Origin of the sequence: Halopiger xanaduensis SH-6, assembly GCF_000217715.1 — an archaeon.
GTDB lineage: Archaea > Halobacteriota > Halobacteria > Halobacteriales > Natrialbaceae > Halopiger > Halopiger xanaduensis.
This window is the reverse complement of sequence record NC_015666.1, coordinates 195,779-220,924: the sequence shown is the minus strand read 5'-3', so window position 1 is coordinate 220,924 and position 25,146 is coordinate 195,779. Positions and strand designations below refer to the sequence as shown.

The window sequence follows — 25,146 nt, the reverse complement described above, 5'->3', positions numbered from 1 at the left end:
ACGAAGCCTCGATAACGTCGATGCTCGGGCTCCCGTTCGATCTCTCACTGCTCCTGTTGCTCGCGTCGATCGCCTTCTTTTCCGGCATCGGCATCACGACGATCGGGCCCGGCGGGATTTTCGTCACGATCGCGCTGTACTCGCTGACGGGGCTGGCCTCCGGCGAGGTCGCCGGCACCGCCCACGCGACGTTCGTCTTCACCGGCCTCGTCGGCAGCGCAGCGTACCTCCACTCCGGCGAGATGCGAACGGGCGACGGACGGGCGCTGGCGGTCGTCCTCAGCGGCTCGAGCGTCGTCGGCGCGCTCGTCGGGGCGTACGTCAACGCCTTCGTCCCGCGTTCGGTGTTCGGCCTGCTACTCGGCGGAGTTGCGGCGACCGTCGGCGGGGTTATCCTCTACCGGGAGCGCCGCGGCTTCAGTCCCGTCTACGACCTGGAGCCCCTGCAGCGACGGGGCCAACTCACCCTCGCCGGACTCGGATTCGCGCTCGGGGTCTGCAGCGGCCTGCTCGGAATCGGCGGTCCCGTGCTGGCCGTGCCGGCGCTGGTGCTGGTCGGCATTCCCATGCTGCTGGCGGTCGCCGTCGCGCAGGTTCAGTCGATCTTCATCGCGGCGTTCGCGACGACGGGCTACGTCCTCCAGGGGAGCGTCAACGTCCCGCTCGCGGTCGTCGTCGGGACGCCGCTCCTGCTCGGCGTCGTCGTCGGCTGGAAGGTCGCACACGTCGTCGATCCGGAGAAACTGAAAGTCTCGCTGGGAGTCGTCCTGCTGGCTGTCGGGCCCTATCTCGCCCTCTGAGTCGAGAGCCGAGAGTCGAGAATCGAGGCCCGAGAGCCGAGCCTAGACTAAAGGCTCGGCTCCCCGTTACCGGCCACATGGCACGCGTTCTCGTCCCGTTCGACGACTCCGATCCCGCCCGCGAGGCGCTCGAGTACGCGTTCGATCTCTTTCCGAACGGGGAGTTCGTCGCCCTGACCGTCGCCGACACGTCCGCAGTGCCGTTCATCCCGAACGCGGCCGACGACGCACCCGACGAGCAACTCGAGGACCTGCTCGGCGAGGCGACCGACCAGCTAGCGGCAGCCGAGGACCTCGCGGCCGAACGCGGTGTCAGCATCGAGACGCACGCCCGGATCGGCTCGCCGGCCCAGGAGATCGTCGAGTTTGCCGATACGAACGACGTAGACCACGTCGTGATGGGAAGTCGCGGCCGCTCGGGCGTCACCCGGATTCTACTCGGCAGCGTCGCCGAGGTCGTCGTCCGTCACTCTTCGGTGCCGGTGACCGTCGTCCGCTGACTCGAGCGCGATCGCTCACCCGACGAGCGTCGAAATCGACCGCCGCAGCGAGTGCGTTACGTCGGCGGGGTGGGGCAATCCGAGCCGGTACCGAACCCGATCCTGCCGTTTGAACGGTTCGAACGCCGCCGGCTCCTCGAGCTCCCACACCTGCGGCCGCGGCCCGCGGACGCCCAGTCGCTCGAGCGCGGCGGCAGCCGCCCGGCGACCCGCTTCGTCGGCCGATTCCATCGAGGCCAGATCCGAGTTCGTCCGCACGTAGTCGCTCGCGAGCGTGAGGTTCGCGACGGCGGGGTCGGCCGACGGCCGGTTCCGCAGCGAGCCGACGGTGTTGATCAACAGCGGCGACCGGTTCTCGAGGCCGTCCGCGGTCTCCTCGAGGGCCGGATCGAGGAACCAGTCGACTACCATCTCGTCGCGCAACCGCTCCTCCGGGCCGTTCAGATGCGCCTTCAGCTGGGCCCATATTTCGGTCGCGACCTCCTCGCGGGTGCACTCCCGGGCCGGCTTTCCGTGGACGGTCCCCGGCGTATCCCAGTCGGACGCGATCACCGAGAGGACGCCCTCGACGTCGACGTCCTCGGAACCGCGCGCCGCGAGATCGTACTCGGACTCCCGCCAGAACTGGCGCTGCGAAATCGACGTCAGCGCCCACGGCGCGTCGGCGTAGACCTGGTGGCCGCGGGTCAGCGCCACGTTCTCCGAGAGGTAGAACTGGATCCCGTTCATCCAGGCGGTATCGAGTCGCTCGATCCGGCCCAGTTTCGGCGCGGCGCGGGCGAGTTCGGGCGTGACGAACTCCGTGGCGATCTCGACCGGCACGGCGAGGACGTACTCCGCGGCCGTCACCGTCTCGCCGTCGGCCAGGACCGCGCCGGCGATCCGTCGTCCGCGACGGTCGACCGCGAGTTCCCGGACCGGCGCGTTCGATCGACAATCGACGCCGACCGACTCGAGGTGGCGAACCCAGGGGTCGATCCAGGCCTCGCTGGTCGGCGCGTTCAGGATCCGCTCGGTCGGCCGGCTCGGATCGAGCTGGCCGAACAGCAACTGCAGGTAGATCGCCCCGATCGTCCGGGCGCTGCCGACTTGCGGCCGGAGCGCGACCAGCGCCTGCGTCGCGTACGCGAGCCGATCGCGGAACTCCGGGGAGCGGTTTTCGGCGTCGATGAACTCCCACCACGACACGTCGTCGAACTCGTTCTCCCGGCGCTCCTCGCAGGCGGTCAGGAAGTACAGCAGCCGCTCGAGCAGGAAGCGCACGTCCGACGGCGGCAGGTCGTCGGCGAAGGCCGGGCGAAGCGCCTCGAGCCAGCCCCGCAGCGAGTCGGGACGGCCGGTGTCTGCGATCCGGTCGGCGCCCTCGGCGCTCGCGATAAGCGTTGCCTCGGTTTCGACAAGATTGTCCGCGACGGTGCCCGTCCCGTCCGGGATGCGGGCCATAGTGTCGACGACGTGGCGGTAGAACGCCGGGAAGAAGCGGAATCCGTGCTCGCCGTGCAGGGGAGTCGGACCGTCGTCGATCAGTATCGATCGCGCCTTGCCGCCGAAGCGGTCGTTCGCCTCGAGGACGGTCACGTCGACGCCCCGCGCCGCGAGTTCGTGGGCTGCCGTGAGGCCGCCGATCCCGCCGCCGATGATGACAACGTCTGTCATTGATCCTACTCCGGGAGCGAATGGGGTAACGCGTGGCCCTAACGACTGCAAGGAGACCGGCAGCCGATCGGTCTCGGGTCAGTCAGACCGCGCTCATTCTCGGCGTATCCCACCGCTACACGGCCCGCTGCAGCATATGCCGGGGAAATCCACTTGGGGCCCGTTCTTGTATCACCGGATCCGAATGTTTCCGTTCCTCGCGCTCGCAGTCGTCACCGTCGGTATCGTCGTCGTTCTCGAGGTGGTCTCGTACAGGGCACTCGAGCGGATCCCCTCGGTCGCCACCGAGGAGTTCCCCGAGATCGACCGAGAGTTGCTCGGCAAGTTCAGCAGTTTCGATCCCGAACTCGGCTGGGTTCCCCAGCCGGATCAGGAGAAACAGAAGGACACCGGCGACCACCTTCCCGGCGAAGAACTCCGGACGGTCGTCACCTACTCGACGGACGAGTACGGCAGCCGGGTTTGCCCCGCGAAGGACCGGGATACAGACGCCGACGTGACGGTCTCGACCTACGGCGACTCCTACTGTTTCTGCCGCGAGGTCAACAACGACGAGACCTTCCAACACTACATGGCCCAGGAGTTGGACACCCACGTCGCCAACTACGGCGGCGGCAACTACGGACTCGATCAGGCGCTGATGCGGCTCAAGCGCCAGTATCCCGAGGAGCCGACCGACTACGTCTTCGTGGTCGTCACCGCCTCCTCGATCGCCCGCATCCTCTCGGTGTGGAAACACTACCAGGAGTTCGGCAACATCCTCGCCGTCAAACCCCGGTACGTCCTCGAGGACGGCGAGTTAGAGCGAATCGACAGCCCGGTCGACGAGAAGGAGGACCTGCTCGACCTCGAGTCGAAGGCCGACTTCCTGCGGGAGTACGACTTCCACTACGACCACTGGTTCAAGCCCCACTACGCGACTCGTCCGTACACGACGGACTTCCTCGACGACGCCGAGAAGGTCCGGTACGCGCTCTACGAGGCCGGTATCGAGATCGAGAAGCGACTCGAGCGGCCGATTCCCGGGATCGACTTCGACCAGGCCCAGACGCAGTCGATGCTGCGGATGGAGCAGGCGCGCGTGCGCTACCACGAGCGGTTGTTCGAGACCCACGAGTACCTTTTCGACGCGCTGATCGCGGAGTTCGTCGACTACGCGGAGGAGCAGGGGTTTACCCCCGTGTTCGCGATGGTCCAGCAACTCCGGTACGCGAAGTACGAGGCCGAACACGGCCCCATCTACGGCGACCTGCTGGACCGGCTGGACGAGCGGTACGACGACCTCGAGACGGTCGACATGGTCGAGCACCTCTCGCCCGACGACGGCGACGTCGAGTCGCTGTACGTCGAACGGGGCGAAGGCGGCCACTACAGTCCGGAGACGAATCGGGAGATAGCGAAGGTCCTCGCCGACGTGGTCGAATCGTAGCACACCGGCTACCTGACGTCATCCCGTCCGCGGACTACCAACATGCATTGGCGTCAGGGATACCATCCCTGCAGGCATACGAGAGAGTACGGCAGGACAGTCCCAATCACTGCCACATCATCACTGCGCCATACACGCACACACCGTCCTGCCACGACCGCGATCGATTCTTCGCGGTCCTTTCCACCGATTCGACAGCGCCTGCTACCCGCTGGTGAGCGCATTGCATATTATGTCTCGAGAAACCTCGAGCGATCCGAAAACCACGGTATGAACTCGAGTCTCGGTCTCTGATTAGTCGACCTGCAACAGTAACGATTCGCAGAGCGCGTCCGATCCCTCCTCCTCGAGCAGTCGGCGCTGTTTCTGCGCGCCGCTTTCGCGTTCGTAGACGCGCTTGATGCCGTCGACGCCGAGTCGCTCGCACTCGCGGTCGACGAGTTCGCCCAGATCGACGGTATCCTCCATCTCGCGGTCGAGCAGGCTGGCGTCGTGCCCGTAGCGGATCGCGCGCCACTTGTGTTCGTCGAGCAGTTCCCGTCGGTGGTCGTGACCGTAGCCGGCGGCGCCGTCCTCGTACTCCTCGGCCAGCGCCTCGACGAGCGCGTGGGCGTACTCGACGAAGGCCATCACGACGTCGGGGTTTGCCTGCCCGTCCGGCGTCCGGAGTTCGACCGTCCCGTGGGCCGTGTGCGGGCGCACGTCGTACCAGAGTTCGCCCCGATCGTTGATCGATCCGGTCTCGAGCATCCGGCGCTCGAACCGGTCGAAGGCCGCAAAGTCCTCGAAGTAGGTCGGCATGCCGGTGTTCGGAAGCCCTTCGAAGATCTTCGCGCGAGCGGACTGCAGCCCGGTGTCGAACCCGTTCCAGTACGGCGAGTTCGCGGAGAGAGCGAGCATGATCGGCACGTACCACCGCAGTTCGTTGGCGATCCAGACCGCCTTATCGGCGTCGTCGACGCCGACGTGGACGTGGACGCCTGCGGTCGTATTCCGGTGCTGGGGGTACTGGATTCGGTCCAACTGCGAGCGGTAGCGGGGTTTCTCGGCGTGCTCGAGTTCGCGCCACTTCGCCAGCGGGTGGAGGCCGGCGGCGGCGATCTCGTAGCCGTGTTCTTGGGCGTGTTCAACCAGCGCCTGGCGGATCTCGAGTAAGGCGTCGCGGGCGTCGTCGGGGTTCTCAATCAGCGGGGTTTGAGTTTCGATGACGAATTTAAAGAGTTCGTGATCGAGGCGGTCCGCGAGGATCTCCGGGGGGTCGTGCTCGTAGACGAGTTCGTCGGTCCCGCTGGTGGGTCGACCGCGCTCGTCGACGACGAAACACTCCTCCTCGATCCCCAGCGTGCCCATGCGCGTGAACGATTCCGGCGACCCGCGTTCCATCGTGGAACCCTTTCGCCGCCGGGAGTAAATACGGTTTGGAGTCGGATCGAACCGCCGGCTTCGGTTTTCCGCTCGCCCAAGCGTGCAATCGGGGCGATCGACGGCCGTTTTGGGCGCCGGCCGCGTCGGCCCGATGTCTCGAGCGTGACGACCACCGATCGAAATATGTTCCTCGAGCGGAATTACCCTGCGAGTGAGTTCGAACCGTGACTCCGCCCCTCCCCGTTGCGTTCGTCGCTGCACTCGGTCGCTGGCTCGCGTTCGGCGCGCTGTTGCTGGTTCCGGGCCTCGTCGCAACCGTTCTGTGGGCGCCGTTCTTGCTGTCGAACCGACTGCGAGCGCTCTTTCGGTCGCTTCCGCCCGCCGGCAGCACGGTGCCGACCTACGTGCTCGCCGGCATCGGCGCGTCGGTCCCCTACCTCGCCGGCTTCCTGGCCGTCCTCGCGTTCGTCGACTCGAGCGGAGTCGCCTGGAGCAACGCCTTCCTCAAGCTCTGTTTCCAGTTGGGCGTGTTGTACGTCGTCGGCTTCCCGGTCCTCTGCGCAGTGGGGCTACCGCGGTTCGGCGTCGACTGGGATCCGACCGGCTACGGCTGGCGGACGTGGGGCCTGCTCGTCGCCGGCGCCGCCTGGTACGCGCTGCTCTTTACGATCCCGCTCGCGCTGTTGAGCTTCGTCTTCGCGTTGCCCGGCGGTTACTGAGACTGAAACGGGTCTGTTGAAGTCCTTAGCCGATGACAGATGATGCGTGCCGAATCCAGCGCGCGAATGTAGTACGAGATTCGACTCGGTTTTGCAAAGGTGGTGATCGCTCAGTACAGGCCATATACAGAAAGTCTATAGCAAATTAGTTATCATACATGTATATATGAAAACAACTTCATCCCCGCGCCGTCAAGTGCTTGGAGCAATTGCTCTTTTAGCTACTGCGGGCTGTACTGCATTCAGTTCTGAATCTGGTATTCAAGTGGGAAATATTAGTATTGAGAATTGGCGGGATGAATCAGTCACTATTACAGTCCGACTTGACCGAGCGGGGAGTGCAGTATTTGAGGACGCTATCGAGGTAGATAGTAATGGAAGAGAACTCATTGAGCAGTCATGGGAAACAGAACCTGTTGAATATACTATTATGTATTCTATGAATGGGGAAGGACGAATCACCAACTTGTCTCTTCCAGAAGATATGAGAGGTGCAGATGGAGATTGTATTGACATACAAATCCACTGTCGTCCTAGTGAGACGGATATTGTATTTAGAGATGATAACCCTCCGTGGGGCCGTTGCTGACTACAGTTGCTAAGTAAGCAGATCTACTCAACGGCTGGTTCGCTGATCTCATCGTGAAACAAACAAAGTCGTCGTGCTGAACTCATCCTCTGTATTCAGCACGGCTTCTGTAACCTATCATCGACAGAGCATTTCAATAGGACAACTGAGACTGCGCTCTATACCTCACCGCGGCCGCGCGACGATCCCTAAGTGATCCGCGTGGTACCGCTCGAGCCACTTCGACTCGAGAATCTCGTATCCTTCCTCGAGACGCCTCCGCAGCAGAACCCACTGTTACGCCGCTGATTGCGAGACTAACAGTGGGAATAGCGCTCTTACCTCGAGCGTCCTGTCCGGCGAATTCGGATGTTTCTACTCGTGAAACGCTCGAACGGAACATCCGGTTTTTGTGGAATTGTGACATTGATGATTCCGATGCCACGTGCCAGAACTATCGGCGTCACAGTCGTTGCGGCGCTCGTCCTCCTCTCGGGGGCGACGCTCGGGTTCGCCGCGACCGACGCCGGCACGATCCAAGAGAACGAGACGGAGAACGAAACGGCCGACAACGAGACGGCCGACAACGAAACGGAGACCGAAACGGCCACGGTGACGTTCGAGAACCAGACGTCCAACGGGACGGCAGTCGCGGTCAACAACACGACGCTCCCCGAGGGCGGCTTCGCCGTCATTCACGCGGCCGCGCCCGCCGACGGAAACGAGAACGAGACCGTCACGAATCTCTCCGCGGAGTACGAGCCCGGAGCAGTCCTGGGTAACTCCACCTTCCTGGACTCCGGCGAGCACGAGAACGTGTCCGTCGAGCTCAACGAATCCCTCGAGGAGAGCCAGGTGTTGATCGCGATGGCTCACCAGGACACCAACGACAACGAGACGTACGAGTTCCCCGAGGCCGACGACCCCTACACGAGTGACGACGAGCCGGTGATCGACGACGCGATGATCACGCTCGAGGAGGAGATGAACGAGACCTCCGAGTAAACGAGGGCCATCAAAGCGAACGAGAGGAGCGGATCGAAACTCTCCCCTCGTTCCCGTTCGCTACTAGGAGCGGATGCGATAGCTGTTCAGCCGGGATCGGACGGTCGCTTCGAATCGTGACCGACGCCGATCACGACCGGTCGATTACGTGATCCGCGCGCCGCCGTCCGCGGCTGTACAGTCATCGCGGCCGCGCAACGACCCCGAGATGGTCGGCGTGATACGCTTCGAGCCGTTCGGACTCGAGAATCTCGTACCCCTCCTCGAGTTCCGTCCGAACATCCTCGAAGACGGCCGCCGGTTCTCGAGTCACGTCCTCGCTTCGGGCCTTCACGGCCAGCAGCAACCGCCCGTCGTCTGCCAGAAACCGCCGGTTCTCGAGAGCCACCCGCGCCTGCCCTCTCGTCGCGACGTCCTGGACGATGGCGTCGACGTCGGACTCGACGACGTGGGCGTACGTCTCCGGTTTTCGGGCGTCCTTGAGCAGCGGGAACAGCCGCGGTCGCGACGCGACGGCCTCGAGCAGGTCCCGGACCGGCCGCGCGGCGAACTCGACGGCGTAAGTCGGGCCGGCGAAGTCGGCGACGTGGCTGACCGTCGTCCCGCTGGCCGCGCCCAGGTAGAGGACCGTCTCGTCGTCGCCGCCCTCGAGGCCGGTGTCCATGCTCAGCTCGAGCATCGCGCCGAGCTTGGAGCGGTCGGGGTTCCAGGCGCGCCACTCGCCCTCGGTTGGCTCGCCGTAGACGGGCTCGCCGCGGGTCGCAAGGCGCTCAGTGCCGTCGAACTCGCGGCGCTCGACGCCGTCGGGGAGCGCGTCAGTCATCGCCGTCACCCCCGTTGCCGTCGCCGTTATCGCCACCGCCGCCGCTGCCGTCGGTGCGGGCTTGAATCGTCTCGATACGCTCCTCGAGTTCCGCGTCGAGTTCCGGTTTGCGCTCGCCGGAGTAGTGGTCGACGCGGGCGGCGATGGCGAGCTTGCCCGCAACGGCGCGGGCCGCCGAACCGCGGTTCTCGGGGTGAGTTCCCCGGACTGCATCGTGGATGTAGATGATCCCGTGCTTGGGGGAGGGTGCGTGGCCCCGCAGATGGGCAAAGAGCGCGTCCTCCGCACCCAGCACCTGAATCGTGCCGCTGGGTTTTTTCGCCAGTTCCTCGAGGCCGCCGGCCAGCGAGATCAGCCGGGCCGCGAGGACGGGGCCGGCCAGCGCCGCGAGGTTCGGCGCGACGGTCGGCGTCTGCTGCTCGACGAACTCCCGGAGGGCGTCGGCCTCGTCGGCGAGGCCGGCGACGCGCTCGGCCAGCGAGACGAGCGCCGCCTCGCCGGGCGCGGGATCCTCGCGACTCGCCAGTTCGCGGGCGTACGCGACGCCGGTTCCCGCGTCGGGGTCGACGGTTCCAGCCCACTCGGCGAGTCGCTCGGCGAGTTCGTTGGCCGTCCGCTCGCAGTCGTCCATGGCTCGCACCGCGTGGACGAGCTGGCGGTCGTCCGCGCCCTCGCGCTCGGCGACCGCGTCGCGGGTTGCGGCGGTCGTCGCCTCCTTCAGGCGGTCGTAGTACGCTTCTTCCGACTCGGCGGCCCCGGTGCGAACGGCGAGGGTCGGCCAGTCGTCCGGCTCGTCGGCGCGGCCGTCCCGTATCGCTTCGGCCGCCGCGCCGGTATCGCCCGGCTCCACGTCCGCAAACCAGCCCGCCGTCTCCGGATCGGTCCCGTCGCTCATTACCCGAGGATTGTCCCCCTGCTCGTATATGCGTTCCCGAACGGTTCCGCGGCCGCCGTTGACGTCGACCGCCGCCGCTCGAGGTTCGAGTTCGAGTCCCGAGTTCGAGATCGAATCGTTACCAGTACGGACCGAGGAGTCCGGTCGTGAGATTTCGTTTTGCGGTCGGCGCTACGAACGCGGCTCCTCGTCCGTCAGCATGGTGTCCTCGACGAGCGCGTTCGTCGCCCGTCGGAGCCGCTGGGAGAGGGCGCTGTCGCTGACCTCGACGGTGTCGGCGAGTTCGGTGAGCGTCGTCCGTCGGGGGACCTCGAAGTAGCCCTGTCGGTACGCCGTCAACAGCGCGTCCCGCTGTCGGGGCGACAGCGCGTCCCCCTCGTCCGGGAGCGTGGGGTTGTAGATGTGGCGCAGCGTGACGGGGACGTCGCTCTCAGTGAGCGCCATGTTGAACGCGGACAGGTCCTCGTGGGACGAAAAGCGCAGGCGGAAGTCCCAGGTGTCGGCGGTCCCGGTGGCCTCGAGGATTTTCGCGCGCGTGTCGATGAGCGCCTGGATTACACCGTTGATATCGGGGCCCCAGCGGACCTCGAACAGCGTCCGGTCCTCGGCGGCCGTGAGTTGCTCGACCGATTCCGTCTCGGCGTGATCGCGCAGCGTAGTCTCGATCACCGCCGGATCGGCGCCGGAGATCCAGAACAGCGGAATGATGGCCTCTCGGAGGGGGACGATGCGCTCGAGTTCGATTTCGACCGCCGGCAGGTCCTCTAACACGCGGCCGAGCGGAAACGCATCGGCGGGAACGGTGATATCGGCGATGACGGTCATTGTTTCGTCGTGGTGGACTGGGACGCCGCACTGGGACGATCCGTGTCGGCGGGTATCGTCTTCGAGGTCGAACACCAAAACGCTCGGGGAGCGGGCGCACCGGTTCGAGGTCGAACCGCCGATCCGTCCGGATGTCGCGGACTGCACTGTGGCACTGCAACGATCCGTCGATATTCGGCGGCTCGACGCTGAAGGCAACGCTTGTCGCCGGTCCTGTCGAATATAATGCCAAGTGGTAACATGGCATCGAAAGACGAACCAACGGCGGCGGACGCGTTGCGCGCCGCCGACGACCCACGGGAGCACGCGCGGGAACTGGTCCGGAACGGCGAGCAAAACCGGCCTTCCCAGCGAGACCGACGCCGACCGGCAACCGGTCCGTCCCGAGTGCTGGTCCCGTTCGACGGCTCCGATCCCTCGTGCGGCGCGCTCGAGGCCGCGTTCAAACTGTTTCCCGACGCCGCCGTGACCGCGCTGACGATCGTCGACGATTCCACGATCAGCTACGTTCGATCTCCCTCGAGCGATCCGAACGCGAGCGCGGAGGGCGAACTCCTCCGCGGACTGCCGAGCGAACTCGAGCGCGCGACCGAAATCGCCGAGCGTCGCGACGAACGCATCCAAACGGCGGGACGGATCGGCTCGGCGACGCGGGGCATCCTCGAGTACGTCGAGCGCGAAGCCGTCGACCACGTCGTGATCGGGAGTCTCTGCCGGACCGGAATTGCTCGCCTCCTCCGGGGAAGCGTCGCCGAGACCGTCGTTCGTCACTCGTCGGTTCCGGTCACCGTGATCCCCGCGTCGTCGGTCGGGGGCGAGATCGTATCGCGCGGAAGCGACGGCGGCTCCGGGAACCGCGAGATCGAGGGGGATCGACGATGACGACTAAGCGACAGAAAGGCGTCGTGATGTGCGAGCAGTGCCGGACGGTCTACGCCGTGTGGATCCGGCCCGACGGAGACACCTACCCGATCAGTTCGCACAACAACTGTTCGTGCGAGGAGCGCGCTCGGGTCGTCATCGACAAACCCTGATCGAATCGTCGTATCGTCGCGTCGTGTCGTCAGCCCATCGCCGTCCGTCGCTATCGGTTCGGCCGCGAAGGTGGTACTCATCCCTGCGGTTCGAACTCGTGGACGGTCAACCGCGTCGGCGGCGGCGCCTCCTCGCGCTCGCGGTCCCGGTTCGGCTCGAGGGACTCCCAGCGGAGTGCGTACTGCGTCTCGCCGGGCGAGTCGCTGCTATCCGCGACCCAGTTGACCTGCATGTCGGGATAGTCCGACCGAACGTCTCGCAGCGCGTCGGGGTAGGTGTGCCACGGCGAGTACCAGTCGGTCGGCGTCAGCATCTCCTCGTCCAACACCCACTTGCCGGTGCCGTACTCGACGTGGTCGTAGGTCTGGATCAGCCGGCCGTCCTCGCGTTCGACCGGGCCGAATTCGATCTCGAAGGGGATGGTGCCGCCGCCGCCGAAGGCCCAGCGGTAATCCCAGTCGCTCGTCCGGTAGATCTCCCAGCCGTCGGCCTCAGCGCGGGCGTTATAGAGCTGCGTGTTCCCCTCGTGGTCGAACTTGTGGTAGCTGATGACGACGCGACCCGCGGTGTCGAAGCCGATCTTGGTGTTGTTGTTGATCATCCCGCCGTAGGGCGGCACCGGGTCGACGAGGTCGCCCGAATTGATGTCGATGGGGAGCTCGAGCGGGGCGCCCTGGCTGGTTTCCCACTCGCGCAGATCCGGACTCCGCGCGTAGCAGAGGTCGTGGTTCGTCTGCGCGCCGCCGTGGTCGCGCCAGACCCAGCAGCAGTGGTAGTCCCCGCCGGGACCGACAACCGGCCCGTGCGGGTAGGCGTTCATCGCGTCCCCGCCGTAGGTCAGCGGCGCCTCGAGCAGGCGGTTCCACTTGTGGTTCCGCTCGTCGTAGACGTTGTAGCGCCAGTTCCCGCCGCCGCTGTAGCCGTCACGGTACTTGAACACGAGCTCGTCGTCGGGGCCGCGGAAGAACTGGGGGTAGGTGACCTGCGATTCCTCGGTGCCGACCATCTCGTCGATCCGCTCGAACGTCGTGACGTCGAGCGACTCCCGCGTCCGGTAGTACTTCAGCGGGTGGACGTGCATATTTCCGCTCAGATGGAGATAGTCCTCGCGGTCGACGGCGAGCGCCAGCGAGTTGTGGGCGTCCCACTCGATCTTGCGGTCTTCGGGTAGTCGTGCGACGGTCCACTCGCCGGCCTCGTCCGCATCGTCGGTCCCGAGCTCACGCTGGCCGACCGTAATATTTCGATCGGCGTCGTAGAACGCGACGAACTGATGCTCGCCGTGCGTGTACAGGTCGAACGCTGCCGCCGTGCCCGCCCAGACGTCGGCGACCTCGTGCCGCGTCCGTTCCTCGAGTTCGGTGTTCGGTGACACTGACCGGGCTATCGCACGCTCGAACCATTAGCTTTTGTGACGGGTTGATCGCAATCGATCGGGTCGATCAGTGAAAATCAGCGGCAGCGCGGTTCGTCGTCGGCCGCTGTCGGCGTCAGCCGAACAGTCGCTCCCGCAGCGACCGCGAGGTCGGCCGCTCGGCCATGATGACCGAACAGTCGACGTCGTGCACGACGTCGTAGGCCAGCGAGCCGCGAAGCAGTCGCGAGAGCAGGCCGCGCTCGGTCGCCCCGAGGACGAGCAGCGAGTGATCGGCGGCCGCCGCGGCGATCGCATCCTCGATGTCGCCCGATACGTCGACGCGGATCGCGGCGTCCGCGAGGCCGTGGTCGTCGGCCCACTCGGTCAGGAACGCCTCGCCGTCGGCCCGATCGGACTCGTCTCCGACGACGTGCAGCAGGGTGATCTCGGCGCCGACCTGATCCCGGAGGTGGCGGGCGACCTCGGCGCTCAGATCGGAGTCGGGCCCGCCGGCGGTCGGTACCAGCACGCGGTCGGTCTCGAGGCCGCGGTCGTTGAGCACGAGGAAGTCGCAGGGGAGGTCGTGCGCAAGTTCGTCGAACGTCCCCTCCACGCGGCCCGCGGACCAGGGACGGCCGGGACCCCAGCCCATGACGACCGTATCGGCCCGTTCGCGCCGCGCGACGTCGAAGACTTCCTCGAACGAGCGGTGGGAGACGATCGTTCGCACGTCGACGGGAACGTCGAGGGTTTCCGTGTCCTCGCGGACCTGCGTCATCAACTGCTGGGATTCCTCGTCGATTCGCTGAATGTGTTCGGACCCTTCCTGCAGCGGCGTCTGGTCCGGCACTTCGACGATGTGGACGGCCTGGACGACGCCGTCGTTGGCCTTCGCGAGTACGCTCGCCAGTTCGAGCAGGTTGGACTCCGTCCGGGGATTCGCCACCGGCACGACGACCGTGTACTCGTTGCCGCCGGAGGGACGCGCGGCGGTCGCGGCCGTCACCGCGGCGTCGGGCATCTCCTCGGATCGGGAGAGGATGTAGTTGCTCAACACGCCCTCGCGGTCGGTTTCGTGGCGGGCGTAGACGACGTACCAGATCACCGCGATGGCGACGAACGCCAGGCTCAGCGCGACCTCGATCCGATCCATGAACGCGATCAGGCCCAGCGAGAGGACGAACCCGAGGATCGGCGTGATCGGATAGAAGGGGACGGTAAAGTCCGGATCGTACTCGGGCACGTCGGCCTCCCGGAACACGACCAGCGCGACGTTGATGAGCGCGTAGACGATCAGGTGGAGGACGCTCGCGGCCTTCGAGAGAATCTCGAGATCGTTACCCAGAACGGCGATGAACAGCAGGATCATCCCGCCGGTGACGGCGATCGACCGGTACGGCGTCGCGAATCGGGGGTGAATCTCGTTGAGCCAGTCGGTAACGATCTTGTCCCGTCCCATGGCGAAGTTAATGCGCGCGGAGGCGAGGATCGAGGCGTTCGCGCTCGAGGCGGTCGCCAGCAGCGCCGCGATCGTGATCGAGGCGATGCCGACGGCGCCGAGGTTCCCCTCGAAGACGATGCCCGCGGCGTGGGACATCGGCGTTTCGTCGCTGATGGAGTCGTAGGGGATGATCCCGACCATCAGGCCCACGAGGATCGCGTAGATGACCATGACGATGGCGACGCTGCCGATGATCGCGATCGGCAGGTTTCGCCCCGGATTCTTCAGTTCCTCGCCGATCGTCGCGATCTTCGCGTAGCCGAGGAAGGAGACGAACACGAGGGCGGTCCCCGGCAGGATCTGGCCGTAGCCGAGCGGCGCGACGCTTCCGTCTGTCATCACGGTCCCCCAGTCGAACGAGAAGAACCCGAAGAGCGCGAAGACGGTGAGAATGCCCAGCAGGAGCGTGACGATGACCGTCTGCACGCCGCCGGTCTCCTTCGCGCCCATGTAGTTGACGCCGACGAACGCGACGCCGGCAAGCAGCGCGCCGATCTGGATGTCCGAGAGAACGAGCGGGCCGAGGGCGACCGTCGGGAGCAGCGCGATCTCGCCGACGCCGGGAACGGGCAGAACGGTTCCCTCGAGGACGTCCGCGAGGTAGCCGCCGAAGCCGATACAGTAGAACGCGCTGGCGAAGGCCAGCCCCATCCAGTCGCCCATGCCCGAGATCGAGCCGAACAGCGGCCCGAGCGAGCGGTTGATGTAGTAGTACGCGCCGCCGGCTTTGGGCATCGCCGTCCCGAGTTCGCTCACCGTGAACGCGTTCACCATGGCGATCATCCCGCCCACGATAAACGAGAGGACGACGATCGGCCCCGCCTCCTGTGCGGCCACGCCGGGCAGGACGAAGATGCCGGCACCGATCATCGTGCCGATACCGACCGCGAGGGCGGAAACCAATCCGAGGTCTTTCGCGAGCTCCTCGTCGGTCTCAGCCATCCCCACCACCTCGAGTCGGAAGTCGAACGTCGATAGACAGCGTGTGAATGTACGGTATCATGGTGATATCCCTCCGAAGACTCCGTACGGGCAGCCGAGGACCGACTCCGTCTTAGCTCATTCGGTTACCGAACATTCTGGGCCCGAATTCGAACGGATCGAAAATATGTTCCGGAGAAGAATACGCGTTCCTGATTACCCTAGTCGCTATGACCGTCGTCGGAGTCGTCCGACGCCGTTGGTGTCGACGAATCTGGTGCGCTGCTGGCCGCCTCGAGCGGTTCGGAATCGCTACTGGAACCGAAGAGGCGCTGTCGAATGCTGCGGTCGTGGCTCTTCTCTGCGAGGATGACCGAACAGTCCACGTCCTCGAGAACGTCGGAGGCGAGCGATCCCCGGACCAGCCGCGAGAGCAGCCCGCGTTCCGTCGCTCCGAGAATGACCAGCGAGTGCCGGGCGGACGCGGTCGCGATCGCGTCTTCGATATCGCCGGAAGTGTCGAGCTGGATCGTCGCGTCCTCGAGTCCGTGATCGGCGGCCCACTCGGTCAGGAAGGCCTCGCCGTCGGCCCGATCGGACTCGTCGTCGACGACGTGCAAGAGCGTGATCTCGGAGCCGACCTGATCGCGCAGGTAGCGCGCGACGTCGGCGCTCAGATCCGAGTCCGGACCGCCGGCCGTCGGCACCAGCACGCGGTCGGGCTCGAGGCCGCGGTCGTTGAGCACGAGGAAGTCGCAGGGCAGGTTGTGCGTAAGTTCGTCGAGTGGCCGTTCCGCGCGGCCCGCGCTCCACGAACGGCTCGGACCCCAGCCCATAACGACCGTATCAGCGTCCTCGCGCCGCGCAACGTCGAACACTTCCTCGAACGAGCGGTGGGAGACGACCGTCCGCACCTCCACCGGAACGTCGAGCGTCTCCGTGTCTTCCCGAACCTGCTCCATCAGCGCCTGGGACTCCGCGTCGATGCGCTGGATGTGTTCGGACCCCTCCCGGAGTGGCGTCTGGTCCGGCACTTCGACAATGTGGACGGCCTGGACGACGCCGTCGTTGGCCTTCGCGAGCACGCTCGCGAGCTCGAGCAGGTCGGATTCGGTCCGGGGATTCGAGACGGGGACGACGACCGTGTACTCGTCGTTGGCTGGACTCGCGGCGCTCGCTGCCGTCACCGCGGCGTCGGGCATCTCCTCGGACCGATCGAGGATCCAGTTGGCGAACACGCCGGTGTTTTCGACCCGCGTTCGCGAGTACAGCAGGTACCACAGGCCGGCGAAGACGACCAGTGCGGCCGAGAGCCCGATGACGACCGGTTCGATATACGCGATCAGCGCGAACGACGATATCGCGCCGATGATCGGGACGAACGGATAGAGCGGCACCTCGAAATCGGGATCGTAATCGGCCGGCTCGGCCTCCCGCATCACGATCAGCGCGATGTTCAACAGCCCGTAGACGATCAGGTGGAGCACGGACCCGGCGGTCGACAGCAGTTCGATGTTCCCGAACAGGAGGAAGACGACGATGAGCGTCCCGGTAATCAGAATCGACTTGAACGGCGTCCCGAACCGCGGGTGAATCTCGTTGACCGACGGCGAGATGATCTTCTCCCGGCCCATCGCGAAGTTGATCCGAGACGAGGAGAGAATCGACGCGTTCGCGCTCGAGGCCGTCGCCAAGAGGCCGCCGAACAGCAACATCCCCCAGCCGAGGAGGCCGAGGTTGTAGCCGAAGACTTCGTACTGCCCGAACAGCAACTGCGCCGCTTCGACGACGGCCGTGTCGTTGCCGGACACGAGATCGGTCGGGACCGCCGCCAGCAACACGAGGAGGAACAGCGCGTAGACGACCGTGACGATCGCGACGCTGCCGATGACTGCCAGCGGAAGATTTCGCCCGGGGTTCTTGATCTCCTCGGCGACCGACGTAATCTGTACGAAGCCGAGGTAGGAGACGAAGACGAGCGCGGTCACAGGAAGGACTTCGCCCATCGCACCGTCCTGAACGATCGGCTGCAGGGAATCCATATCCGCGTTCAGCAGTCCGACGACGGTGAACGCGGCGAGGATCGCCAGTAGCGTGACGACGATGATGATCTGGAGGCCGCCGGTCTCTTTGGCGCCGACGTAGTTGACGGCGATGAACAGCACTGCCCCGACGAGCCCGATCGTCTGGGCGGCGGTCACCGTAAGCGGACCGAGTGCAAGCGCCGGGGCGCCGACGAGTTGGTTGACGTACTCGCCGAACCCGTACATGTAAAACGACGACGCGAACGCCAATCCGAGCCAGTTCGCCCAGCCGCTGATCGAGCCGAACAGCGGGCCGAGCGCGCGGTTGATGTAGAAGTAGGCGCCGCCGGATTTCGGCATCGCCGTCCCGAGTTCGGACGCCGACAGCGCCGTGAACATCGCGGTGACGCCGCCGATGACGAAGGTCGCGGCCGCGAGTGGTCCCACGTCCGCGACGGCGGTCCCCGGCAGGACGAAGATACCCGCGCCGATCATCGTGCCGATCCCGATCGTGATCGCCGACAGGAGCCCGAGGTCCTTCGCGAGTTCGTCGTCGCTGCCGCTCATCGTTTCCTCCTCGATTCGTCCGCGGTCGAACGCGACGTTGTGATCCCCACCATGTCTGTCTTGCGTCTCCGCATCTCCCGCCCGACGGTGACCGTCGGCATTAGCTTACACTCGAACGCCGAAACGGGACGGTTCCAAACCGATAGGCGCGACTCCTCGAGTTTTGATGAACATAGTAAATCGAAGCGCCACGCACCCCTTAATTCGTTCGTTTAACGACTAATGACCGTATTCGTGAAACGCGCAAACATTTCAAATTTTGCGACGCTACAGCGGGTCGACGGACGGAGGCGCGGTCACTGGTCGGAGAACGGGGCCGCAGCGACGACGATTAGACGCCGAACGTCGCCCGGAGCATGTCTCGCGTCCCGGGCCCGAGCCCGACCGCGACGACGGTGATCATCAGCAAGATCGCGTAGCGCGGGCTGTCCTCGAAGACGGTCTCGTCGAAGATCCAGACGACGACGACCGCCGCCGCGAGTTTCACGAGCAGGAACGGCCACGCTTCGCCGGTGACGGCGACGACGTTCGCCGGAAGGATCGATCCGGTCCAGTCGACGATAGCCGCGTTGATCGGGTGTTTGGGGACGAGGTTACTCGAGTGGCCGAAGGCGGTCGCCCAGTCGAGGCCGATGACGTTCGCGACGCCGTCGACCGCGTGGGCCCAGATGACCACGATCCCCATGTACTCGGTGCCGCGGTTGATCCCGGGCGCGAACCGCTGGATCGCGCCCCACGTAAGCGCCGTCGCGGCGGTCGCGCCGACGAGCGTCGTCACCAGCAGGAGCGGGTAAAACCGGGAGAACGGCTCCGTCGCCGCCGTGTAGCCGAGGTGGGCGAGCGTCAGCGCGAGCAGCCCGGTCCCGACCGCAAAGAGCGGGTACTCGTAGCCCGACACGTAGTCGTTGCGCTCGAGCCAGACCGAGACGACGACCGCGACGGCGGTGACGGCGAAGACGGTGAAGTAGATGAGCGGGCTGATGATGAAGCCGGACCACGGGAGATCGATCGCGAGCGTCCCCGTGGCGCGGTAGGCGGCCGCGTTCGCGTCCTCGACGACCCGCAGCGCGCCGCCGAACAGCATGAACGGGAACAGCCCGTAGAAGCCCGCACGGTACCGCTCGATCTCGAGGCGTTTGATGAGGAAGACGACGCCGATGACTCCGAGGATGAGCGTCGGGATGTAGCCCGCATACGAGACGAAGGTGTAGCCCGGCGAGGCCGTCGGACCGGCGTTCGGGCCGGCCTGCGAGCACGGAATCTGCTCGCTGCCCGCCCAGGCGACGCAGCTCCAGCTGTGGGCGTCGGCGACCACCGGACCCCAGTAGTACTGCCAGATGAACTCGACGTACACCTGCCGGGGGAACGCGGTGGCCGCTGCCGCGATCCCCGCGACCAAGAGGACGACGGCCGCGGCCCAGACGCGCTCGGGCCCGTACCGCTCGATGGACTCGTACATACCCGATATCCGACACGGCGGGCGCTTACCGTTTCCGGTTCTCGATTCACTGGTCGCTGTACTGGAAGATTCTCCGAGGGTCTAGGCGGCGTCGATTTCGCGGGCCGCCTCGAGCAACTCGTCGTGAACGCCGCCGTTCGAGGCGACCAGGCCCCGGCTGTCGTGGCGCCAGCGCTCGCCCTCGAGGTCGGTGACGGTGCCGCCGGCCGCGCGGATCAGCGCGACGCCGGCGACGGTGTCCCAGGGATTGGCCCGCAGGTTCGTCACGACGCCCTCGAGCGCGCCCGACGCGACCATCCCGAGCTCGAGCTGGGCGCAGCCGAAGCGGCGCACGTCGCCGAACCGGTCGACGAGCGCGCGCGTCGCCGCGGCGTACTGGTCGCGCTGGTCGAAGTCCCACCAGAACGTCGGGCAGACGTGCGCCCGTTCGGGGTCGGTACAGTCGCTGACCGACAGCGGCTCGCCGTTCAGGAAGGCACCCTTGGGACCGACGCGGTAGGTGTCCTCGAGGGCGGGACAGACGGTCGCCCCGGCGACGGGCTCGCCGTCGACGACCGCCGCGATGGCCGTCCCGAACGCGCGGATGCCGTCGACGTAGTTGTTCGTGCCGTCGATCGGGTCCACGATCCAGGCCGGTCCCGCCTCGGGAACCTGCTTCAGCGCGTCTTCCTCCTCGCCGACGATCGGGTCGTCCGGAAACGCCTCGCGGATGACTTCGATGACGCGCGTCTGGGCGTTCCGATCGACCTGCGTGACGACGTCGGTCTTCCCGTCTTTCTGTTCGACCTCGAGATCGCCGCGGAACGAGTCGGCCGCGATCGCGGCGCCGGCTTCTGCGGCGCTGATCGCGACGCTCGCCCGCCGCTCCGGTTCGTACTCGGCGTCGACCTCGCGGTTGTCATCGCGTTCGCTCATTGGTCCCAGTCGTGTCGCGTCGCGAAAAGGTGTAGCGGTTCTCGGCAGTGTGTGCCGCGGCGCTCACCGCGGCCGGTACTCAACACCCGTATTCGATCCGCCGGTCAACCTCGAGATCACCGACCGGACCCGAGGGACCGACCGGCTGCTCGACGGTGTAGACGGTCACCGACTCGAGGTCGGTATCCGGTCCCGTTTCGTGCTCGGCGGCGACGCGGTCGCAGAGGTAGTCGGCCAGGGGTTCGTACTCGCTCTCGTCCGCGCTCCGCAGATCCAGCCCGTACCGCATCCAGAGCGTCGACGGGTACCTGTCGGCGGCGTCCGGCGGCCGATCGATCGCGCCCGACTCGTCCCGGAGCGTGTCGATCGTTTCGCCGGACTCGAGGTCGGCTTCCCACGCGTACCACCAGGTGCCGCTGATCGGCTCCGGCGCGAAAAACGCCCAGCTGACGTCTTCGACGTCGTCCTCGACGACCTCTTCGGGCATCTCGGCGACCCCCAGCCCCGCGGCCTGCCACGCGATCAGTCCGACGAGGAAGCAGATCAGGACGACGTTCCCGGCGACTCGCGTGACGCGACGCACGGTCGGCGGAATCGTAATCGACGGAAGCGACGGCAACCGCCGCCCGCCGTCAGTAGCTACGGTTCGATCCGTCGCCGATTCGAGCCGCCGCTCGAGTCCGGTGCGCTCGAGCGCCGCCTCGAGGCGATCCCAGACGCGCGGCGGGAAGAAGAGCAACAGCGCGGCGACCATGACGAACGGGAAGGCGCCGAGGCGCATCGTCGCGGCCAGCCCCAACTGCGCGCCGACGAACGCGCCCGCCAGCGCGAACCGCAGGCGGTCGCGGCAAACGAGTAGCAGCGGGGCCGCGGTGAGCAGCGCCGACCACGACCAGTTGGCCGCGACGAGCAGCGGCGTCTGCTCCGCGAGGTAGGGGCCGAGCCCCACGATGAACTGCTCGAGGTGGAAGATCTGCGCGACGGCGGTGCCGTTCATCCACGTCTCGCTGCGGGTCTTGAGCACGCCGTTGACGGCGTAGATGGTTACGAAGTGGACGAGGATGGTCGCGGTTGCGACCGAGAGGACGCGGTCGTCGACGGTCGCTGGAGTGTCGGCAGCGGTGTCACGATCGGCGCAGCGTCCGCGCCGCCGCGCATCGATCGACCACCGAGCGCCCAGTGGCAGGAAGAGTCCGAGGACCAGCAGGGACAGCAAGATCGTGTCGCCCCCGTTGAGGACGTAGGGGTTCCGGGCCTGCATGGACGCGAGCAGGAGCGCGGATGCGAGCGTCGCCAGCGTCGTCCGGTAGCCGACGAGCAACAGGCCGGCGAAGACGCCGGCGATTAGGAATAATAGCCCCTGCGCCCAGGCCGAACCCGACAGCGCGTGCAGCGAAAGCGCCTCGAACGTCGGGTAGAGTTCCGCCAGCGCCGACCGCGGGAACGTCCCGGCGTCGGTGTAGAACGCGTGCAGTCCCGGCACCCGAAGGAACAGGAGATCGCCGAGGAGTATCAGTCCCAGCGCAATCCGAAAGGCGGCGAGCGCACGCGGATCGATCCCGAGCCGCGGTGCGACGGCGGATCGGAGCCGTGCAACTATCGCCGCTCGGCTGCCTGCCGTCGACGCGTCGGATCGGGAGGGAGTCATCGGGGGACCGCTCGAGGCTCGAGTCGGTCCCTCAGTTCTCAGCAATCGTATAAGTGTTTTGTCGTCACGGGCGGCGGTTGTGCACGCTCGGGTACGGCCGACGCTGTCGCTACCGACGCATCGTCCCGGAGAAGCTTTGCGAGGGCAAGACGCTCCGTCTTGCCGCACTGTTGCAGTGCGAGGGGAGGGAATCGAACCCACGAACCCCTACGGGAGCGGATCTTGAGTCCGCCGCCGTTGACCGCTTGGCTACCCTCGCACGCGGTCGTTCGTACGACGGTGTCGTTTGAATAGTCTGCGATTTCTCGTGCGGCGACTCGAGCGCACGAACGCTGCCTGCCGCTCCGACGGATCAGGCCGTCGATTCTTCGGGCTCGAGGTCCGGTTCGGACTCCGACTCTACCTCGGACTCGAGATCGAAGTCGAGGTCGTCGGCCCCGTACTGGGTCTCGCAGTTCGGACAGCGGTAGCCGCCCTCGATGTGCTCGTAGAGGCGTTCCCCGCAGTTCGGACACCGCCCGTAGGGGTGATTCATTCACTCGAGGTTACTATTTCGATCGAAATAAACGTCGGCCTTCTCGTGGACAGGCTTTACGTACGCCGAGAGTCGCACCGACGGAGACCCCCAGACGCGCCGAACAGTATACCCGTCGCACGCACGAACGGTACCCCATGAGCGATCACACCAGCGATCCCACCGTCGCGGCGCCGCCCGACGGCACGGCGCCGACCGGCTGGCTCGAGTCCGCGGGCCGCTGGGAGCACGCGACCCTGCGGGAGGCGACGGTCCACGGCGTCCGCCTGTTCAACGACGGCGCCTACCACGAGAGCCACGACTGCTTCGAACTCGAGTGGTACAACTACGGCCGCGGCAGCGAGGAGAGCGCCTTCCTCCACGGCATGGTCCAGGTCGCCGCGGGCGCGTACAAGCACGTGGACTTCGAGAACGACGACGGCATGCGCTCGCTGTTTGGAACCGCCCTCCAGTACTTCCAGGGCGTCCCGACCGACTACTACGGCGTCGACGTCCTCGAGGTCCGGACGACGCTGACCAACGCCCTCGAGGACCCTGCCGTTCTCGACGGCTGGCGGATTCCGATCGACGGCGAGCGCCCGACCGCGCGGGCGATCGACTACGAGTACATCGAGGCTCTCGAGGAGTGACAGGTTCTCCTGGGCGGCGGCCGTGCGGCCGGGTCGTGTGCGGGAGGGTACCGCGGTCGCACCCGATCGTGACAGCCGCGCAACCAACCAGTATTGTGAGAGACCGAACGGCCTTTGTCCGCGTAGCCCAACTAACGGGTAATGAAAGTTGCACAGATCGGGTCGGGAACGCCGGAGGTCGCAGTCGTCGCGGGCATCCACGGGGACGAACCCTGCGGCGTCCGCGCGGTCGAACGGCTGCTCGACGAGCGCCCGACCGTCGAACGGCCCGTCAAGCTCATCGTCGCCAACGAGAAGGCGTTGGAGCGGCAGGTGCGGTTCGTCGACGAGGATCTCAACCGCGCGTTCCCGGGCGACCCGGACGCGAAGACCCACGAAGGACAGCTCGCACACCGGCTCGTCGAGGAACTCGAGGGTTGTCTCACCTTCTCGATGCACTCTACCCAGAGCCACGCCGAACCGTTCGCGATCGTCAACGGGGTCAACGAGACGGCCGAGGAGATCGTGCCCCAGCTGCCGGTGACGGCGATGGTCGAGACGAGCAACTTCGCGGAGGGACGGCTCTTCTCCGAGATCGACACCGTCGAGGTCGAGTGTGGCATGCAGGGGTCGGAGACGGCCGCGCAGAACGCCGACCGGTTGACCCGCGCGTTCCTCACCGCCGTCGGTGCGCTGCCCGGCGATACGATGTACAACGACCTGCCCGTCTACCGACTCACCGACGTCATCCGCAAGCAGGAGGCCGACACCTACGAGGTGTTCGTCGACAACTTCGCCGAGGTCGAGGCCGGGGAGTCGTTCGCGGCGGCCGACGGCGACGAGCAGGTCGCCGACGAGTCGTTCTACCCGGTGCTCATGTCGTCGAACGGCTACCGCGACGTCTTCGGCTACGCCGCCGAAAAGCTGGACGTGCTGACGGCGCCGCCGGCGGCCGACTGAGCCGACGATAGCGCCGCGTTCGACGATCGATTTTTGTCGCTACCCCGCGATCCTCGAACCGGCTCGAGGACGATGGATTCCAACGATTACCGAGACTACCTGTTCAGCGCGGCGTACGTCCGCAATCGAGCGATCTGGTTGTGCGTCGTCGTCCTCGCGTTCACCGCTGCCGAGCGGCTCGGTCTCCTCGAGGGCCTCGATCCGAGCGTGCCGGGTCGGGCGTACGGCGCGGTGGTTTTCACAGCTGTCATCGTCGCGGTGTGGGTTATCCTCGCCGTCGTCGGTCTGCTCGGCCTGTACCGGTGGCTCCGCTCGTAGTCATCGCCTCCAATGCGATGGGATGACACGCTGTAGGAATACCTAACAGAAACGTTCCCGATACGTGTCGTATGGTCGACAAAGACGCCGTCCGCCGGGGATACGACGGGCTGGCGGAAACGTACGCCGCGCAGCGCGATCCCGACGGCGGCGAGTGGCGGATGCTCGAGCGACTGCGAGAGCGGTTGCCGTCAGGCGCGCAGGTGCTCGATGCCGGCTGCGGCCAGGGCGACCCGGTACTGCGCCGGCTGGACGACGATCCCGCGGTCGAGGCGACCGGCGTCGACTTCTCGCGCCAGCAGCTACGGTTCGCGAGCGAGGCCGCTCCGAACGTCGCCCTCGCGCAAGGCGATATCACGTCGCTCCCCGTCGCCGACAGTGCGTTCGACGCCGTGACCGCCTTTCACTCGCTGATTCACGTCCCCGAGACGCAGCATCGGGCGGTCGTCGACGAGTTCGCGCGCGTCCTGCGTCCGGGCGGGCTGGCCTTGCTGACCGAAGGGACGGCCGACTGGCAGGGCGCGAATTCGGACTGGCTCGAGACCGGCGTCGAGATGCAGTGGTACATCGCCGGCGCGGACGCGACGCGCGAGCAACTCCGGGCCGCCGGATTTACCGTCCGCGACGAGCGACTGGTCGGCGACGAACTCGCCGACGAAGAGGCTTCGTGGACGGTGTTTCTCGCGCAACTCGAGGACTGAGCGGGCTGCTCG

General features: G+C 66.1%; 24 protein-coding genes, 1 tRNA gene and 1 pseudogene. 12 read left to right on the top strand and 14 right to left on the bottom strand.

Annotated features, from left to right (window positions below; genetic code table 11):
* Positions 1-20 precede the first annotated feature (20 nt).
* Together HALXA_RS01120 and HALXA_RS01115 are read left to right on the top strand one after the other, a co-directional pair.
* The gene (locus HALXA_RS01120) at positions 21-800 is read left to right on the top strand and encodes a sulfite exporter TauE/SafE family protein (RefSeq protein WP_013878453.1); all 780 of its coding nucleotides are present in this window, start codon (positions 21-23) and stop codon (positions 798-800) included.
* 77 nt (positions 801-877) lie between these two features.
* The gene (locus HALXA_RS01115) at positions 878-1,300 is read left to right on the top strand and encodes a universal stress protein (RefSeq protein ID WP_013878452.1); all 423 of its coding nucleotides are present in this window, start codon (positions 878-880) and stop codon (positions 1,298-1,300) included.
* A gap of 15 nt (positions 1,301-1,315) precedes the next feature.
* On the opposite strand, the gene HALXA_RS01110 is transcribed toward HALXA_RS01115, so the two are convergent.
* Positions 1,316-2,956, bottom strand: coding sequence for a hydroxysqualene dehydroxylase (locus HALXA_RS01110; RefSeq protein WP_013878451.1), 1,641 nt, complete (start codon positions 2,954-2,956; stop codon positions 1,316-1,318).
* A 184-nt stretch (positions 2,957-3,140) separates the two neighbouring features.
* On the opposite strand from HALXA_RS01110, the gene HALXA_RS01105 reads away from it, so the two are divergent.
* A complete protein-coding gene (locus HALXA_RS01105; protein WP_049895033.1) occupies positions 3,141-4,385 on the top strand; it encodes a hypothetical protein in 1,245 nt (414 codons plus the stop codon).
* A 294-nt stretch (positions 4,386-4,679) separates the two neighbouring features.
* Here the strand turns inward: HALXA_RS01105 and HALXA_RS01100 are convergent, their stop codons facing one another.
* Complete coding sequence (locus HALXA_RS01100) at positions 4,680-5,768, bottom strand: glutamate--cysteine ligase (RefSeq protein ID WP_013878449.1); 1,089 nt, start codon at positions 5,766-5,768, stop codon at positions 4,680-4,682.
* A gap of 206 nt (positions 5,769-5,974) precedes the next feature.
* Between HALXA_RS01100 and HALXA_RS01095 the strand changes: the two genes are divergently transcribed.
* A complete protein-coding gene (locus tag HALXA_RS01095) occupies positions 5,975-6,469 on the top strand; it encodes a hypothetical protein (RefSeq protein ID WP_013878448.1) in 495 nt (164 codons plus the stop codon).
* Between the two features lie 166 nt (positions 6,470-6,635).
* Positions 6,636-7,058 (top strand): hypothetical protein, encoded by a 423-nt coding sequence (locus HALXA_RS21565; RefSeq protein WP_148263615.1) that lies wholly within the window; start codon positions 6,636-6,638, stop codon positions 7,056-7,058.
* Positions 7,059-7,223: 165 nt separating this feature from the next.
* Here the strand turns inward: HALXA_RS21565 and HALXA_RS22390 are convergent.
* Positions 7,224-7,322, bottom strand: a pseudogene (locus HALXA_RS22390) (fibrillarin-like rRNA/tRNA 2'-O-methyltransferase); the annotation flags it as partial.
* Positions 7,323-7,466: 144 nt separating this feature from the next.
* Here HALXA_RS22390 and HALXA_RS01090 point away from each other — a divergent pair.
* Positions 7,467-8,042 (top strand): DUF7282 domain-containing protein, encoded by a 576-nt coding sequence (locus tag HALXA_RS01090; RefSeq protein ID WP_049895032.1) that lies wholly within the window; start codon positions 7,467-7,469, stop codon positions 8,040-8,042.
* 181 nt (positions 8,043-8,223) lie between these two features.
* Here the strand turns inward: HALXA_RS01090 and HALXA_RS01085 are convergent, their stop codons facing one another.
* The 3 genes from HALXA_RS01085 to HALXA_RS01075 all read right to left on the bottom strand — a co-directional run bounded on the left by HALXA_RS01085 (position 8,224) and on the right by HALXA_RS01075 (position 10,585).
* Positions 8,224-8,865: a fibrillarin-like rRNA/tRNA 2'-O-methyltransferase gene (locus HALXA_RS01085; protein WP_013878446.1), complete on the bottom strand. Its 642-nt coding sequence runs from the start codon at positions 8,863-8,865 to the stop codon at positions 8,224-8,226.
* Positions 8,858-9,760, bottom strand: coding sequence for an NOP5/NOP56 family protein (locus HALXA_RS01080; protein ID WP_013878445.1), 903 nt, complete (start codon positions 9,758-9,760; stop codon positions 8,858-8,860). Before HALXA_RS01080 ends, HALXA_RS01085 begins: the two co-directional genes overlap by 8 nt.
* A gap of 171 nt (positions 9,761-9,931) precedes the next feature.
* A complete protein-coding gene (locus HALXA_RS01075; RefSeq protein WP_013878444.1) occupies positions 9,932-10,585 on the bottom strand; it encodes a helix-turn-helix domain-containing protein in 654 nt (217 codons plus the stop codon).
* 240 nt (positions 10,586-10,825) lie between these two features.
* Between HALXA_RS01075 and HALXA_RS20900 the strand changes: the two genes are divergently transcribed.
* Entirely contained in the window at positions 10,826-11,467 is a 642-nt protein-coding gene (locus HALXA_RS20900) for a universal stress protein (protein ID WP_083822818.1), read from the top strand.
* Positions 11,464-11,619, top strand: coding sequence for a hypothetical protein (locus tag HALXA_RS21905; protein ID WP_013878442.1), 156 nt, complete (start codon positions 11,464-11,466; stop codon positions 11,617-11,619). The genes HALXA_RS20900 and HALXA_RS21905 overlap by 4 nt, the downstream gene beginning before the upstream one ends.
* Before the next feature lie 77 nt (positions 11,620-11,696).
* On the opposite strand, the gene HALXA_RS01065 is transcribed toward HALXA_RS21905, so the two are convergent.
* From HALXA_RS01065 to HALXA_RS01030, 8 genes are all read right to left on the bottom strand, one after another.
* On the bottom strand, positions 11,697-12,995 hold the full coding sequence (locus tag HALXA_RS01065; protein WP_013878441.1) for a BNR repeat-containing protein: 1,299 nt from the start codon (positions 12,993-12,995) through the stop codon (positions 11,697-11,699).
* A 115-nt stretch (positions 12,996-13,110) separates the two neighbouring features.
* Positions 13,111-15,420: an amino acid permease gene (locus tag HALXA_RS01060; RefSeq protein WP_013878440.1), complete on the bottom strand. Its 2,310-nt coding sequence runs from the start codon at positions 15,418-15,420 to the stop codon at positions 13,111-13,113.
* 200 nt (positions 15,421-15,620) lie between these two features.
* Positions 15,621-17,990, bottom strand: coding sequence for an amino acid permease (locus HALXA_RS01055; protein WP_013878439.1), 2,370 nt, complete (start codon positions 17,988-17,990; stop codon positions 15,621-15,623).
* A gap of 331 nt (positions 17,991-18,321) precedes the next feature.
* Positions 18,322-19,449, bottom strand: a complete 1,128-nt coding sequence (locus HALXA_RS01050; RefSeq protein WP_013878438.1) for a DUF63 family protein — start codon at positions 19,447-19,449, stop codon at positions 18,322-18,324.
* Between the two features lie 81 nt (positions 19,450-19,530).
* Positions 19,531-20,364 (bottom strand): inositol monophosphatase family protein, encoded by an 834-nt coding sequence (locus HALXA_RS01045; protein WP_013878437.1) that lies wholly within the window; start codon positions 20,362-20,364, stop codon positions 19,531-19,533.
* A gap of 79 nt (positions 20,365-20,443) precedes the next feature.
* The gene (locus HALXA_RS01040; RefSeq protein WP_013878436.1) at positions 20,444-22,012 is read right to left on the bottom strand and encodes an HTTM domain-containing protein; all 1,569 of its coding nucleotides are present in this window, start codon (positions 22,010-22,012) and stop codon (positions 20,444-20,446) included.
* 176 nt (positions 22,013-22,188) lie between these two features.
* Positions 22,189-22,271: transfer RNA gene (locus HALXA_RS01035), tRNA-Leu, on the bottom strand.
* A 93-nt stretch (positions 22,272-22,364) separates the two neighbouring features.
* Positions 22,365-22,547: a hypothetical protein gene (locus HALXA_RS01030; protein ID WP_013878435.1), complete on the bottom strand. Its 183-nt coding sequence runs from the start codon at positions 22,545-22,547 to the stop codon at positions 22,365-22,367.
* A gap of 137 nt (positions 22,548-22,684) precedes the next feature.
* Here HALXA_RS01030 and HALXA_RS01025 point away from each other — a divergent pair, with 137 nt between their 5' ends.
* The 4 genes from HALXA_RS01025 to HALXA_RS01010 all read left to right on the top strand — a co-directional run bounded on the left by HALXA_RS01025 (position 22,685) and on the right by HALXA_RS01010 (position 25,134).
* Positions 22,685-23,176: a DUF309 domain-containing protein gene (locus HALXA_RS01025; RefSeq protein ID WP_013878434.1), complete on the top strand. Its 492-nt coding sequence runs from the start codon at positions 22,685-22,687 to the stop codon at positions 23,174-23,176.
* A gap of 141 nt (positions 23,177-23,317) precedes the next feature.
* Entirely contained in the window at positions 23,318-24,115 is a 798-nt protein-coding gene (locus HALXA_RS01020) for a succinylglutamate desuccinylase/aspartoacylase domain-containing protein (RefSeq protein ID WP_013878433.1), read from the top strand.
* A gap of 72 nt (positions 24,116-24,187) precedes the next feature.
* Positions 24,188-24,433 (top strand): hypothetical protein, encoded by a 246-nt coding sequence (locus tag HALXA_RS01015; protein WP_013878432.1) that lies wholly within the window; start codon positions 24,188-24,190, stop codon positions 24,431-24,433.
* Positions 24,434-24,504: 71 nt separating this feature from the next.
* Complete coding sequence (locus tag HALXA_RS01010; protein ID WP_013878431.1) at positions 24,505-25,134, top strand: class I SAM-dependent methyltransferase; 630 nt, start codon at positions 24,505-24,507, stop codon at positions 25,132-25,134.
* Positions 25,135-25,146: the final 12 nt, after the last annotated feature.